At 71.6% G+C, this 13,830-nt stretch carries 14 protein-coding genes and 1 pseudogene; 3 read left to right on the top strand and 12 right to left on the bottom strand.

The features are described from left to right. The 4 genes and pseudogenes from IE277_RS00005 to IE277_RS00020 form a co-directional block, all read right to left on the bottom strand. Positions 1 to 453, bottom strand: a pseudogene (locus IE277_RS00005) (hypothetical protein); the annotation flags it as partial. Between the two features lie 144 nt (positions 454 to 597). Then, complete coding sequence (locus IE277_RS00010; protein WP_189947202.1) at positions 598 to 2,181, bottom strand: TROVE domain-containing protein; 1,584 nt, start codon at positions 2,179 to 2,181, stop codon at positions 598 to 600. 342 nt (positions 2,182 to 2,523) lie between these two features. Next, positions 2,524 to 3,975: an alkaline phosphatase PhoX gene (locus IE277_RS00015; RefSeq protein ID WP_189947204.1), complete on the bottom strand. Its 1,452-nt coding sequence runs from the start codon at positions 3,973 to 3,975 to the stop codon at positions 2,524 to 2,526. 161 nt (positions 3,976 to 4,136) lie between these two features. Then, positions 4,137 to 5,564 carry a hypothetical protein gene (locus IE277_RS00020; RefSeq protein WP_189947206.1) on the bottom strand — a complete coding sequence of 476 codons (1,428 nt, stop codon included), beginning with the start codon at positions 5,562 to 5,564 and terminating at the stop codon, positions 4,137 to 4,139. A 267-nt stretch (positions 5,565 to 5,831) separates the two neighbouring features. On the opposite strand from IE277_RS00020, the gene IE277_RS00025 reads away from it, so the two are divergent. Beyond that, positions 5,832 to 7,658: a DUF8508 domain-containing protein gene (locus tag IE277_RS00025; protein WP_189947208.1), complete on the top strand. Its 1,827-nt coding sequence runs from the start codon at positions 5,832 to 5,834 to the stop codon at positions 7,656 to 7,658. 13 nt (positions 7,659 to 7,671) lie between these two features. Here the strand turns inward: IE277_RS00025 and IE277_RS00030 are convergent, their stop codons facing one another. The 5 genes from IE277_RS00030 to IE277_RS00045 form a co-directional block, all read right to left on the bottom strand. Continuing rightward, the gene (locus tag IE277_RS00030) at positions 7,672 to 8,409 is read right to left on the bottom strand and encodes an SRPBCC family protein (protein ID WP_189947210.1); all 738 of its coding nucleotides are present in this window, start codon (positions 8,407 to 8,409) and stop codon (positions 7,672 to 7,674) included. 14 nt (positions 8,410 to 8,423) lie between these two features. Next, positions 8,424 to 9,107: an ArsR/SmtB family transcription factor gene (locus tag IE277_RS00035; protein ID WP_189947212.1), complete on the bottom strand. Its 684-nt coding sequence runs from the start codon at positions 9,105 to 9,107 to the stop codon at positions 8,424 to 8,426. Positions 9,108 to 9,149: 42 nt separating this feature from the next. Next, entirely contained in the window at positions 9,150 to 9,275 is a 126-nt protein-coding gene (locus IE277_RS48715) for a hypothetical protein (protein ID WP_268252134.1), read from the bottom strand. Between the two features lie 80 nt (positions 9,276 to 9,355). After that, the gene (locus IE277_RS00040) at positions 9,356 to 10,051 is read right to left on the bottom strand and encodes a hypothetical protein (RefSeq protein WP_189947215.1); all 696 of its coding nucleotides are present in this window, start codon (positions 10,049 to 10,051) and stop codon (positions 9,356 to 9,358) included. Beyond that, the gene (locus IE277_RS00045; RefSeq protein WP_189947217.1) at positions 10,048 to 10,218 is read right to left on the bottom strand and encodes a hypothetical protein; all 171 of its coding nucleotides are present in this window, start codon (positions 10,216 to 10,218) and stop codon (positions 10,048 to 10,050) included. Before IE277_RS00045 ends, IE277_RS00040 begins: the two co-directional genes overlap by 4 nt. Before the next feature lie 167 nt (positions 10,219 to 10,385). On the opposite strand from IE277_RS00045, the gene dapA reads away from it, so the two are divergent. Continuing rightward, positions 10,386 to 11,285 carry a 4-hydroxy-tetrahydrodipicolinate synthase gene (gene dapA, locus IE277_RS00050; protein WP_189947218.1) on the top strand — a complete coding sequence of 300 codons (900 nt, stop codon included), beginning with the start codon at positions 10,386 to 10,388 and terminating at the stop codon, positions 11,283 to 11,285. A 34-nt stretch (positions 11,286 to 11,319) separates the two neighbouring features. Then, positions 11,320 to 11,826: an HAD domain-containing protein gene (locus IE277_RS00055; RefSeq protein ID WP_189947219.1), complete on the top strand. Its 507-nt coding sequence runs from the start codon at positions 11,320 to 11,322 to the stop codon at positions 11,824 to 11,826. Positions 11,827 to 11,878: 52 nt separating this feature from the next. On the opposite strand, the gene dapD is transcribed toward IE277_RS00055, so the two are convergent. From dapD to IE277_RS00070, 3 genes are all read right to left on the bottom strand, one after another. Then, entirely contained in the window at positions 11,879 to 12,865 is a 987-nt protein-coding gene (gene dapD, locus IE277_RS00060; protein WP_189947220.1) for a 2,3,4,5-tetrahydropyridine-2,6-dicarboxylate N-succinyltransferase, read from the bottom strand. Between the two features lie 64 nt (positions 12,866 to 12,929). Next, on the bottom strand, positions 12,930 to 13,463 hold the full coding sequence (locus IE277_RS00065; RefSeq protein ID WP_189947221.1) for a TetR/AcrR family transcriptional regulator: 534 nt from the start codon (positions 13,461 to 13,463) through the stop codon (positions 12,930 to 12,932). Then, positions 13,463 to 13,786, bottom strand: a complete 324-nt coding sequence (locus tag IE277_RS00070) for a DMT family transporter (RefSeq protein WP_189947222.1) — start codon at positions 13,784 to 13,786, stop codon at positions 13,463 to 13,465. Before IE277_RS00070 ends, IE277_RS00065 begins: the two co-directional genes overlap by 1 nt. Positions 13,787 to 13,830: the final 44 nt, after the last annotated feature.

The raw sequence follows: 13,830 nt of genomic DNA on the forward strand, positions 1-13,830 counted from the left end.
ACCGGACTGGGACCCCTCCTCGTCATGCCCCGGCTTCGAGCCCTGCTGCTCATGGCCCGGTTTCGACCCCTCTTGATCGTCACCGGACTGGGACCCCTCCTCGTCATGCCCCGGCTTCGAGCCCTGCTGCTCATGGCCCGGTTTCGACCCCTCTTGATCGTCCCCGGACTGGGACCCCTGCTCGTCATGCCCAGGTTTGGTGCCCTCCTGCTCATGGCCCGGCTTGGAGCCCTCCTGCTCATGGCCGGGCTTGGTGCCCTCCTCGTCGTGGCCCGGCTTCGCCCCCTCCTGCTCATGGCCCACCACGACCACGGCGTTGGCCTGCGAGGAAGCCACCGCGGTGATCGGGTGCTGACCGTCGTTGTCGTCGTCCGCGAAGCCGACGCCGACGCCGTAGGAGGACAGCCCCGCGACCACTGCGGCCACGAGTGCGGCGCGCTGGAACTTGCGCATGGTTTGAACCTTTCTCACCTGAGCGTGAAGACTGGCTGGCTACTCAGAGTGAGAGTAGACGCACGGATCGTAGGAATGTGCGATCTACGGCCGGGCGCGCGCCGTGTCGGCCGTGAGGCCGGCGCGCCCGGCACCGGATGCCGCTCAGGCCTGCCACGGCCACCGGGTGTCGCGGGCCGCCTCCAGCAGCGGCACCATCCGGAAAGCGGCGTCGGTCAGGCCCCCGAAGGTGTGCCGGTTCCCGCTTCCGGACGGTCCGTGGCCCGCCCGGTAGCCTTCCAGGTTCCAGGTGTAGACGGGCACGTGCGCCGGGATCTGGGCAGTCGGGTCGCCGTGCCGGTTCGGGGCGTACTGCTCGTCGGTGACGATCAGCACCCGGTCGTGCTTCTTGTAGTGCCGGCGCACCGCGTCGGTGGTGTCGGTGCCGCCCAGGTCGCCGAAACGCTCCAGGATTCTCAGCACCGACTCCCCCTTGCGGAACGGCACCTTGTTGCTGTTCGTGCCGAACTCGACGAGGTCGGCGTCGGCCGCCCGCAGCGCGAGCGCCGTGCCGAAGATCGCCGCCGCGTCGGCCCGGTTGAGCTGCGAGCGCTCCGCGACCTGCGACCAGAACATCGAGCCCGACCGGTCGACCAGGACCAGCGTCCGGCCGGGCAGCGCGGGCACATCGGCCAGCGAGTGGCCGAGCGCCTGCTCCAGCGGGTACGACCAGCGCAGCGAGGGCGCGTGCCGGTACGCGGCCAGGTAGCGGAACGGGAACTGCCGCGAGCGCGCCACCTGCTCCGGGTCGCTGATCTTCGCCGCGACCTGGGCGGCGACCTCGTCCGAGACGCCCGCCTCGTCGAAGTTGCGCAGGTTGCGGACCAGCGCCATCGCGCCCATGGAGGGGATCACGGCCTCCCAGGCCGCCTTGTCCATCGGGCCCTGGAGCCAGCCGGCCAGCGCCTCCCAGGTGATGCCGGCCGCCGCGAGCCGCTCGGCGCCGCCGGGTGCGGTGACGGCCGCCCGCCGCTCCGCCACCGGCAGCGCCATCAGCTCCCGGTGCGCGCAGAGCACCGGCAGCGATGCGGGCGGTACGGCGGTGTCGGGGTTGTGCCGCCGGTCGAGCGCGTACCGGAACAGCTCGCCCTGCCACGGCTTGTCCGGGTCCGGTGCCGCGTGCACGAGGTTGAGGATGTCGCCGAAGCGGTAACCCTTGGACGCGGTGTCGTACTTCAGCAGCGACCTGGCGTGGTAGAGCCGTCGTACGGCGTCGGCGACCCCGCGCTTGACGGGCTTGGGGACGGCGCGGCCGTGGACGGAGGTCCAGTACCCGAGCAACTCGCCGGGCTCGTCCGGGCGCTGGAGAACGGAGTCGACGACCTGCCGGTTCGACGGGCCGTCGGTGGCGCCGGCCGCCAGCCGGGCGTGCACGTACTCGGCGGCGCCCACGATCGACGCCGTCCGCAGCTGCCCCTCACCACGCAGCCAGCCGAGCAGTCCGGCCGTCCAGTCCGGGTCGCTGACGGCGAGATCGCGCACGAGCCGGGCGAACCGCTCGTCGCGATCGGTGCCGGACTCGTAAAAGGTGTTCTGTGTGACGAGGTTGGAGACCGCGAGCAGGAAGAGCTCGGAACGCGACTCGCGCTCCTGGCCCGGGCCGCCCTCGTACGTCCGCAGGGTGCGGCCGGTGGTGGTGACGGGCGAGGCCGCCTGGGCCTTCGTGGCACGCGTGTTGAACCGCGCCATGGTGAATTCCCCCGAATTCAGATGCGTTTCGGAGGGAGGCGCAGCAAAAGGAAGGTGTCCGAGGTCAGGGGTCGGCGACGGACTTTTGTCAGATGCTCTGCCCTTGAGCTACATCGACCCGAGGTCGATGACGGGATTCGAACCCGCAACCATCCGATCCGATGAAGTAACCGCTGCCTGCGCACCGGACACCCACCATGAGCTGCGCCTCCCGAGATCAAGTCGGCTGCGGCCGTTGTTTCGTTCCTGGAAAGGGAAGGAGCCGCTGCCATCGCACCGGGAGGTGCGTGACGTTGTGATCTCACTGTAGGAGGCGCAGCATCGGCGATGCGAGCGAATTAGTTACCGCTTGTGCCGCTTCCACGGTCCCGTGATGGCCAGCATGATGCCGGGGGTCTGGATGTTCGCGAACAGGGTGCGGCCGTCCGGGGAGAAGGTGACACCGGTGAACTCACCGTACTCCGGGGCGTCCGCGGTACCGATGTTCAGCTCGTTGCGGGCGATCGGGTAGGTGCGGCCGCTCTCGGTGGCGCCGAACAGGTGCTGGACGCCCTCGCCGTCCTCGGCGATGACGAGGCCGCCGTAGGGGGAGACGGTGATGTTGTCCGGGCCGTCGAAGGCGCCGTCCTTCGACGGGTCGGGGTTCACGCCGAGCAGGACCTTCAACGTCAGCGTGCGGCGCGACGGGTCGTAGAACCAGACCTGGCCGTCGTGCTGGACCGGGCTCTCCGCACGGGCGTAGGAGGAGACGATGTAGGCACCGCCGTCGCCCCACCACATGCCCTCCAGCTTGCGGGCCCGGGTGATCTGGCCGTCGGTGAACTGCTTGCGCACCGAGACGGTCCGCGCGTCGCGGTCGGGGACGTCCGCCCAGTCGACGCCGTAGACGGTGCCGATCCGCGTGGCGCGGGAGAGGTCGTCCACGAACGTGCCGCCGGAGTCGAAGCACCTGAAGGCCTGGAGCACGCCCGCGTCGTCGGCGAGGGTGCGCAGCCGGCCGCGGCCGTGCCGGAAGCCCTGCGGCGGGGTCCAGCGGTACAGCAGGCCGTTGGGGCCCGCCGCGTCCTCGGTGAGGTAGAGGTGGCCGCGCCTCGGGTCGACGACGACGGCCTCGTGGGCGTAGCGGCCGAGGGCCTTGACCGGCTTGGGGTCGCGGTTGGCGTGACGGTCCTCGGGGTCGACCTCGAAGACGTAGCCGTGATCCTTGGTGAAGCCGTTCTTGCCGGCCTTGTCCTCGGTCTCCTCGCAGGTCAGCCACGTGCCCCAGGGGGTGCTGCCGCCAGCGCAGTTGGTGGCGGTGCCGGCGATGCCCACCCACTCGGCGCTCTCGCCGCCGCGGCGGACCTCGACGACGGTGCAGCCGCCGGCCGCCGCCGGGTCGTAGACGAGGCCCTCGGTGAGCGGCACCGGGTGCGGCCATTGGGCGCGGGCGCCGGCCAGCTCGTGGTTGTTGACGAGGAGGGTGGTGCCGCGGGGGCCCTCGAAGGCGGCGGTGCCGTCGTGGTGGGACGGCGTGAACTCGCCGGACTCCAGTGTGGTCCTGCCGCTGTAGGTGATGATCTTGTAGGCGAAGCCCGCGGGCAGGGCGAGGATGCCGTCCGGGTCGGGGACCAGCGGGCCGTAGCCGACGCCGTGGTGGCCCCCGTGCGCCGACTCCGTCCCGGCGTTCTCGCTACCGTCCGTCGCGGCGAGGGCGTTCGGCGCGGAGGCGAGCGCGCCGACGCTGCCCGCCAGGGCGATCCCGGCACCGGTGATCGCGGATGTTCTGGCGAAGTCCCTGCGGGTGAGCGACATGGTGTGTCTCCTGAGACGGTGGGAGTGCCGTGGAGGGTGGCGGACCTCGTTCGGCGCACACACTCCCGCCGCGCCTTGAACGGGAGTTGAACGAGGGCCTACTTCAGAGGCCCTCATTCAAGAATCCGTATGCACTGCCCCATGACCGGCTCAAGAGACGTTCAACCGCTGTGCTGGGAGCGGGCCTTGAAGGCCGCCTTCCGTGCCTCCTTGGCCACCTTCTTGTCCGGGTGCAGCCGGCCCATAGCCTCCAGCACATCGGCGGTGGCCGGGTGCTCCACCCGCCAGGCCGCCGAGAAGAACCCGCCGTGCTGCGCCGCCAGCCCCTCCACCAGGGCCTGGAGTTCCTCGGAGTTGCCCTCGGCGGCGAGCTGCGCGGCCACCGTGTCGATGGTCAGCCAGAAGACCAGCTCCTCGGACGGCGCCGGCACCCCGGCCGCGCCCCGCTCGGTCAGCCAGACCCGGGCCAGGCCGCCCAGTTCCGGATCGTCCAGCACCTCGCGCAGGGCGGGCTCGGCCTCCGCGCCGATCAGGGACAGGGCCTGCTGGCAGCGCAGCCGGCGCAGCGGCGCACCGGCGTCGGCGCCGCGCGCAGCGGCCAGCAACTCCCGTGCGGCATCGGGCGATTCACGCCGGGCGAGCCACTGCTCGGTCTCGGCGTGCGCCGCCGCCTGCCCGAACCGCGCCGTGCCGTCGAGCAGCGCGTCCGCCCCCTTGTCGGCGAGTTCACCGACGGCCGGTGCCTCGAACCCGGCCTCCAGCAGCCGGGCCCGCAGTCCGTACACACCGAGCGGGGTGAGCCGGACCATGCCGTAGCGCGTGACGTCGGTGTCGTCGACCGGCGCCGCGGGCTCCTCGTCAGCGTCGGCCATCAACGCCTCGTCCACCGGCTGGTACTCCACCAGGCCGACCGGCTCCAGCATCCGGAACTGGTCGTCGAGGCGCATCATCGCGTCGGAGACCTGCTCCAGGACGTCGTTGGTGGGCTCGCCCATGTCGTCCGGGACGATCATGGAGGCGGCCAGGGCGGGCAGCGGGACCGGGCCCTCGCCGGCGCCGTCCTCACTCACCGTCAGCAGATAGAGGTTGCCGAGGACGCCGTCGAGGAAGTCGGCCTCGGCCTCCGGGTCCCAGTCGAGTGACGAGAAATCGATCTCTCCGCCCTCGTCCAGGGCGCCGACCAGATCATCCAGATCGGGGACGCCCGCGTCGGCGATGACGGTCTCCAGCGCGGCGAGCCACACGGCGAGCACCTCGGCCGGAGAGCCCCCGGTGAGCAGTTTCAGCTCCTCGCCCGCCCGGACGGTCCCGGCCTCCTCGTCCACGATCTCGACCAGCCCGGCGTCGACGGCGACCCGCCAGGCCTCGGCGGCGTACGCGACGGCGTCGTCCCCGTCCAGTGCGAGCAGTTCGGCGGCGGCCGGAAGCTGCTCCTCGGCCAGTCCGCCGCCGGCGTCCACACGGGTGTCGGGTCCGGCCCAGCGGGCGAGGCGGGCGGCGCGGGAGAGCAGCGGCGTGGACAGCGCGGCGCGTGCCAGCTCCGCTTCGGGGTGCAGCCGTACGGGCGGCAGGGGGGAGCTGTCTGACATCGGCTGGTTCTCCTCGGACCGTGAACGGGCTCAGCCGCTCAGCCTAGACGGATTTCCACCCATGCCGCCCGGTTCATCTCCCCGTCAGCCGCCGGACATGGCCGAAACCTTGACAACTCCCCTACACAAGCTGGAGATTGACGCGCGTAGAAGTTGGGGGGACAACTGTTCACTCGGCTCTACGCGCATCACGGAGGGCGACGAGCCCTCCCGTGTTCCCGTTCCACCTCGTCCCGGCACTTTGTCATGTCCCTGGAGGGATCTCCCTTGCCGAGCAGGTCTTCCGCGCGTCTCGCCGCGCTCACCGTCGCCGCTGTCTGTTCCGCCGCGTCGGCTGTCGTCCTCACCTCGCCCGCGCACGCCGACGCGGTGCGCATCCACGACATCCAGGGCACGACCCGGATCTCGCCGTTCGCCGGGCAGCAGGTGACGGACGTGCCCGGCATCGTCACGGCCACCCGCGCATACGGCTCCTCCAAGGGCTTCTGGATCCAGGACCCGAACCCGGACGCCGACCCGCGCACCAGCGAGGGCGTGTTCGTCTTCACCGGCTCCGCGCCGAAGGCCGCGGTCGGCGACTCGGTGACGGTGACGGGCACGGTCTCCGAGTACGTCCCGGGCGGGACCTCCTCCGGCAACCAGTCGGTGACGGAGATCACCAAGCCGACGGTCACCACCGTCTCGACGGGCAACGCGGTCCCCGCGCCGGTCGTCGTGGACGAGGACGCGGTGCCGGACGAGTACACCCCCTCCGGCGACACCGCCGCGAACGGCTCGATCAACGGCCTGACCCTCGACCCCTCGACGTACGCCCTGGACTACTACGAGTCCCTGGAGGGCATGAACGTCCAGGTCGCCGACGCCCGCGTGGTCACCGGCACCGACCCCTACAGCGAGCTGTGGGTGACGGTGAAGCCGCACGAGCACCGAAACCGCCGCGGCGGCACGGTCTACGGCTCCTACGACGCGCAGAACACCGGCCGGCTCCAGATACAGTCGCTCGGCCCGACCGCCGACTTCCCGAAGGCGAACGTCGGCGACACCCTGGCGGGCACCACCACCGGGCCGCTGGACTTCAACCAGTTCGGCGGCTACACGCTGGTCGCGAGCGAACTCGGCACGCTGAAGAGCGGCGGGCTGCAGCGGGAGACCACGCGCCGGCAGTCCGGCCGCGAGCTGGCGATGGCGACGTACAACGTCGAGAACCTCGACCCGTCGGACGCCACCTTCGACCAGCACGCCGCCGCGATCGTGCACAACCTGCAGTCGCCGGACATCGTGTCCCTGGAGGAGATCCAGGACAACAACGGTGCCACGGACGACGGCACGGTCGACGCGAGCGTGACCGTCAACAAGCTGATCGACGCGATCGTCGCGGCGGGCGGCCCGAAGTACGACTGGCGCTCCATCAACCCGGTCAACGACCAGGACGGCGGCCAGCCGGGCGGCAACATCCGCCAGGTGTTCCTCTTCAACCCCGAGCGGGTCTCCTTCGTGGACCGCGCGGGCGGCGACTCCACCACCGCGGTCGGTGTCACCAAGGTGGCCGGCAAGGCCCAGCTGACGGCCTCGCCGGGCCGGATCGACCCGGCGAACTCGGCCTGGAAGGACAGCCGCAAGCCGCTGGCCGGCGAGTTCGTCTTCCGCGGCAAGACGGTCTTCGTGATCGCCAACCACCTGGTCTCCAAGGGCGGCGACCAGGGTCTGACCTCGCAGTACCAGCCGCCGACGCGCAGCTCGGAGATCCAGCGCCATGCGCAGGCGGCCGAGGTGAACGCGTTCGTCAAGGACATCCTGAAGGTCCAGAAGAACGCGAACGTCGTCGCGCTCGGCGACATGAACGACTTCGAGTTCTCCGGCACCGCCAAGACCCTCGAAGGGGACGGCGAGCTGTGGTCGGCGATCAAGTCGCTGCCGAGGAGCGAGCGTTACACCTATGACTACCAGGGCAACGAGCAGGTCCTGGACCAGATCCTGATCAGCCCGGCGATCCGGTGCGCCGGCGACTTCGACTACGACAGCGTGCACGTCAACGCGGAGTTCAACGACCAGATCAGCGACCACGACCCGCAGGTGCTGCGCTTCCGCCCGTGAGCATCGCCCCGCCTCAGGACCGGCTGAAGACCCCGTTCAGCCAGTCCTGCCAGGCGGCCTCGTTCGCCTCGGCGTCGGCGTCCGGCGCGAAGTCGTGGACGCTGATGCCGAGCGGGGCGCCCCAGTGGCCGCGCCCGAAGAAGCGGACGAGGGCGCTGCCGGTGCGCAGCCCGATGAAATACGGGTTGCGGTAGTCGAGTACGGCGTCCAGGGTCCGCCCGCCGGGCCCCTGGACGGCGACCTTCGTGCCGGCGGCCGCGTCGTCCGCCAGACCGAGGGCGTGGGCCGCGGCGGCGAGCGCCTCCTGGGTCGCCGAGACCGCGGGCCCGTTCAGCTGGGCGAAGGTGACCGGGCGGGGCGCGAAGTGCGTGAGGTACTCGCACAGGGTGTGCAGATAGAAGTTGGTGTGCTTGCTCGCGCCGTCGTACTGGTTGTTCCAGTCGTCGGTGAAGATGCCGCTGTGGACGTAGCGCACCCAGGAGCGGCGGCCCTCGTCGCGGGGCTCGATGGTGTAGTCGAGCTGGTTCAGGGACTGGATCGGGAAGCCGACGTCCTCGGAGCGGTTGGTGTAGCGGTGGGGCGGGTCCCAGGCGGTGACGGTGGATCCGAAGGGTCCCGAGCCGCCGACCCGAGGCTCGGGCGGCTCCATCGGCCACAGATAGCCACCGGTTCCGGTGGTGACGGCCTCCCAGACCTTCTCCGGCGGCGCGTCGACCTCAAACTCACGGACGATCTCGAATTCCTTGGACATGGTGGTGCTCCTGCTCACTGGGGCAATTCGGGGATGGGCCGGTCCTCGACAGCGGGGCCCTCGGCCGCGGGGCCCTCGGCCGCGGGGCCCTCGGCCGCGGGGGCCTTGACCGTGGGGGCCTTGACCGTGGGGTGCAGGGCGACGACGATCCGGTGATCGCGGCCGCCCTCGGCGCCTGGGGCGTCGTACTTGCGGATCAGCGCGCTCACGCCCGCCGTCAGCTCCTGCGCGAAGGCCGCGCGGTCGGCGGCGGAGGCGAAGCGGACCTGGCCGTCCAGGGCGTAGGTCGCCAGCCGCTTACGGGCCTTGGCGGCGCCGGTGATCAGCTCGCCGACATCCCGCACCAGGCGGGCGCCGAGCGCGAGCAGCCAGCGCGCGGAGAGCTGGTCGCGGAAGCGGTCCGGGTCCGGCTGTACGGCGGGCAGGGCGGCCGGCGAGATGACGTACGACGCGGCGGTCGCGCGCATCAGCCGCTCGGTGACATTGCCCTTGCGGCGCTCTCCGGCCAGCTCGATCAGGCCGTGCCGCTCCAGCGCCTTGAGGTGGTAGTTCACCTTCTGCCGGGGCAGTCCGACCTTGCCGGCCAGCATCGCCGCCGAGGCGGGTTCGGTGGCCAGCTCGGCGAGCAGCCGGGCCCTGATGGGGTCCAGCGACACGGCCGCGGCCTCGGGGTCCTCGATCACGGTGACGTCCAGCATGCGCCCACCCTCCCACCGAAAACTTTTTTTGTCCAGACGGGCTCAGTTGTCGGTGAGGGCTGGCGGCGGACCGTGGACGGCCCTCCGGCCCGTCGGGCTCAGTGGTGTCCGCTGCCGCAGCTCGGCGGGGGACTTGGCGCCGGAGCGGTGCGGGATTCCGCGCGTCATGGGCGCGGCCTTTCCTTGCGGGCGGCTCAGCCCGAGGCTTTGAGGGGGGCGAGGCCTGGGCCTCAGCCCCGGCCCGGACCTCAGCCCTGCCCCGCTCCCCCGGTCCCGCGTTCCCCGAGGCGGGCGAGCCGGCTCTGGAACCAGTCGAGGCGCGCCTGCAACAGGGCTGCTTCCGCGACGAGTTCGGGCACCCCGAGTTCCGCTTCGCCCGGTTCCCCGGCGACCGGGAGCGACGTACCGCCGCCCTGCGCCCTCACCACCAAACCCTCCCCTGCCAGCCGGGCGAAGCCGGCGAGCGAGACGGCCGGACGGCCCCGCACACAACCTGCGCACGAGGGGGCGAGGGCCCGCCAACCGGGCCTGCCCCAGCCGGCGTCGGCCAGCGCGACGGCGGTGGCGCCACAGGCGCACGGGCCGGCGGTGGCCGTGCGCACCCGCTGCCGGGCACAGCGGAAGCCGCGCTCGAAGCGGATGTAGGCGCCGAGGACGGAGACCTCCAGCAGGAGTGCCGTCCGGTGCTCGGCGGTGCACAGCATGGCCTCGGCGGCCGCGCGGTCATGGACACAGTGGAAGCCGCAGTCGCACAGGCGCGCGGGTGAGCGGTGCCGCCTGCCGTAGACACAGGCGGCGTCGTCGAGCACGCCGTACGGCAGCGCGCCGCCGAGTGACACACCGGTGAAGGCGGCCCGGATGCCGTCCTGGGACAGCACCGGGTGGGCGATCTTGTATCCGGTCGGCGGCTCCGTCGGGCGTTCCGCCGGGAGCCGCAGTCTCATCGGGCGGCCGGAACCTCTTCGCGGGCGGGCTCGGCCGCCTCGACGCGGGCGGCCTCCTCGGCGAGCGGGGCCTGCTCTTCACGGACGGCCTCATCGCGGACGGTCTCTTCGCGGACGAGCGGCCGCTCCTCGGCGACTCCGGTGGCCAGTGCCTTGCCGAGCTTCATGGCGCCTCCCATGACGGACGTCGGTGACCCTTGGGCCATAGTGACCCATGAGGGGGCCAGTTGGACACAGGGCCTTCGGTCGCCTCACAGAAATATCAGCAATGCTTAGCAATATCTCTTAGGAGAATTAAGTAGAGCTTCATCGAGGCGTTGCCGAGACTACTCTCATGAGTACACGCACCGCCGCCCGGCCCTTCGGCCGCACCCTCTGCGCGATGATCACGCCGTTCACCGAGGCGGGCGCCCTCGATCTGGACGGCGCCCGGAAGCTGGCCGCGTGGCTGGTCACCGAGGGCTGCGACGGCCTGGTGCTCAGCGGGACCACGGGCGAATCACCCACCACCTCGGACACCGAGAAGGCGGAGCTGATCGCGGCCGTACGGGAGGCGGTCGGCGACCGGGCGTCCCTGGTCGCGGGCGTGGGCACCGCCGACACCCGGCACACCGTCGAACTGGCCCGCGCGGCCGGGGCGGCGGGCGCCGACGGTGTGCTGGTCGTGACGCCGTACTACAGCAGGCCGCCGCAGGACGCGGTCGAGGCGCACTTCCGTGAGGTCGCCGACGCGAGCGGCCTGCCCGTGATGCTCTACGACATCCCGGGCCGCACCGGCACCCGGATCGAGCCGGAGACGATGATCCGCCTCGCCGCGCACCCGGGGATCGTCGCCGTCAAGGACTGCTCCTACGATTTCCTCGGCACCCAGAAGGTGCTGGCACACACGGACCTGGCGTACTACGCGGGGTGCGACGAGCACGTACTGGCGCTGTACGCGGTCGGCGCGGCGGGCTGTATCAGCACGGTGGCCAACACCGTACCCGGCCGCATCGCCGCGATCCTCGACGCCTTCGACGCGGGCGACACCGCCCGTGCGACCGAACTCCAGCTGCGGGCCACGCCGTTGATCGAGGCGATGATGGGCGCGGGCCTGCCGGGCACGGTCACCGCCAAGACACTCCTCACCCGGCTGGGCCTGCCCGCAGGCCCGGTGCGCGCACCGCTGCTGCCCGCCGGCCAGGAGCCGGCCGAGGAACTGCTGGCCCGGTACGAGACGCTCATGGCGGCCTGATCGGCGGCCGTCCGCCCTGCCGTACGGTGTCCTTGTGAGCCGCCCCCTGCTGTTCCTGGACATCGACGGCCCCCTCAACCCGTACGCGGCCCAGGCGGAACGCCGGCCCGAGGGCTATACGACGATCCGGGTGCCCCTCGGCTACCGGCGTCCCCTGCAGGTCTGGCTGAACCCGGAGCACGGCCCGGCGCTGCTGCGGCTCGGCTACGAGCTGGTCTGGGCGACGAGCTGGATGGAGGAGGCGAACGTCTGGATCGCACCGGTCGTCGGCCTGCCCACCGACCTGCCCTACGTCGACTTCGGCAGCGGCCTGTTCGCCGAGCGCCCGGACGGCGTCCACTGGAAGACGGAGGCGATCGTGGCGTACGCCGAGGGCCGCCCGTTCGCCTGGGTGGACGACGAGCAGAGCCCGGCGGACACGCTCTATGTCCGGGCCCGTCATCCCGGGCCCGCCCTGCTCCACCACGTCGATCCGCGACTCGGCCTGCGCGCGGGCGACTTCGCTGCGCTGCGGGAGTTCGCCCGGGCCGCGCCCGTATGACGAGAGTGCCCTCCACCAGACGGTGGAGGGCACTCTCGTCAGCTGCCGTGGGTCAGTTGTGGCTGTGCAGGATGTCGTTCAGGCCGCCCCAGACCGCGTTGTTCGGGCGGGCCTCGACCTTGCCGGTGACCGAGTTGCGGCGGAAGAGGATGTTGGAGGCGCCGTTCAGCTCGCGGGCCTTGACGATCTGGCCGTCGGGCATGGTGACCCGGGTGCCCGCGGTGATGTACAGGCCGGCCTCGACCACGCACTCGTCGCCGAGCGCGATGCCGACGCCCGCCTCGGCGCCGATCAGGCAGCGCTCACCGATGGAGATGATGACGTTGCCGCCGCCGGACAGGGTGCCCATGGTGGAGGCGCCGCCGCCGATGTCGGAGCCGTTGCCGACCACGACACCCGCGGAGATGCGGCCCTCGACCATCGAGGTGCCGAGCGTGCCGGCGTTGAAGTTGACGAAGCCCTCGTGCATGACCGTGGTGCCCTCGGCGAGGTGCGCGCCGAGACGGACCCGGTCGGCGTCGGCGATGCGCACGCCCTTGGGGGCGACGTAGTCCGTCATCCGCGGGAACTTGTCGATCGAGGTGACCTGCAGATGCAGGCCGTCCGCGCGGGCGTTCAGCCGCACCTCCTCGATGTCGTCCACGGCGACCGGGCCGAGCGAGGTCCAGGCGACGTTGGCGAGCAGGCCGAAGACGCCGTCCAGGCTCTGGCCGTGCGGCTTGACCAGGCGGTGCGAGAGCAGGTGCAGACGCAGATAGGCGTCGTGCGCGTCGGCCGGCTTCTCCTCCAGCGAGGAGATGACCGTGCGGACCGCGACCACCTCGACACCGCGGCGGGGGTCCGGGCCGACCGCCTTGAGCGCGCCCTCACCCAGCAGCTCGGCCGCCTGCTCGGCGGTCAGCCGCTCGGTGCCGGCGGGGCCCGGCTCCCGGGCCAGCTCGGGGGCCGGGAACCAGGTGTCGAGAACGGTGCCGTCTTCGGTGAGGGTGGCGAGGCCGGCGGCGACGGCGCCGGTGGTGCGGGAAGCAGAGTCGGTCATGCGGGCAAACCTAACGTGGCCGGGGCGCTCGGGGCGAACCGCGTCTCATCTGCCGGGCGTGGGTTCAGGGGATCAGCCGAGCGAGCGCCACGCGCGCGTACTCCTCGTCGTACGAACCGCCCGTCAGCAGCACCTGCAGACAGATCCCGTCCATGAGCGCGAGCAGCGCGCGGGCCGTGACCGGGTCGGTGCGCCGGGCCAGCAGCGCCGCCGCGTCCTCGGTCCACTCGGCGGCGACGGGGCGCAGCGCGGGACGGCGCAGCGCCGCCAGATACAGCTCGTACTCCAGCTCCACACCGGTGCGCTCGCCGCCCAGCCACTCACCCAGCGCACGGGCGAGGTCCGCGGCGAGATCACCGCTGTCGTCCTCCGGCAGCCGCTCGGCCAGCACCCGGGCGAAGTTCTCGTTCGCCTGCCGCAGCGCGGCCACCATCAGCTCTTCCAGGGTGGCGAAGTGATAGGTGGTGGAGCCGAGCGGGACATCGGCCTCGGCGGCGACCGTACGGTGGCTCAGCCCGGCGATGCCGTCCCGGCCGACCACGCGGATCGCCGCGTCGATGAGGCGCCGGCGGCGGTCGGGGTCGTAGCGGCGGGGCATCAGTGGCTCGCCCCGCCCAGGTTCAGCACGACCACTCCCCCGATGATCAACAGGATCCCGCCGACCTTGGCGGCGCTCAGCCCCTCCCCGAACAGCAGCAGCCCGAGGACGGCGATGGCCGCGGTGCCCACCCCGGACCAGATCGCGTACGCCGTGCCGATCTGCACGGTCTTCAGCGTATGGGCGAGCAGCGCGAAGGAGACGAGGTAGCCGAGCGTGGTCACGACCGAGGGCCAGAGCCGGCTGAAGCCCTCGCTGTACTTCATCGCCGTCGTCGCGGCGACCTCGGCGGCTATGGCGCCGGCGAGCGTCAGGTATCCCATGTGTACGAGGGTACACATCGTGTGTGTACGGGCGTACACAAACA

It is taken from the genome of Streptomyces alanosinicus (assembly GCF_014650595.1).
Classification (GTDB): Bacteria; Actinomycetota; Actinomycetes; order Streptomycetales; family Streptomycetaceae; genus Streptomyces; species Streptomyces alanosinicus.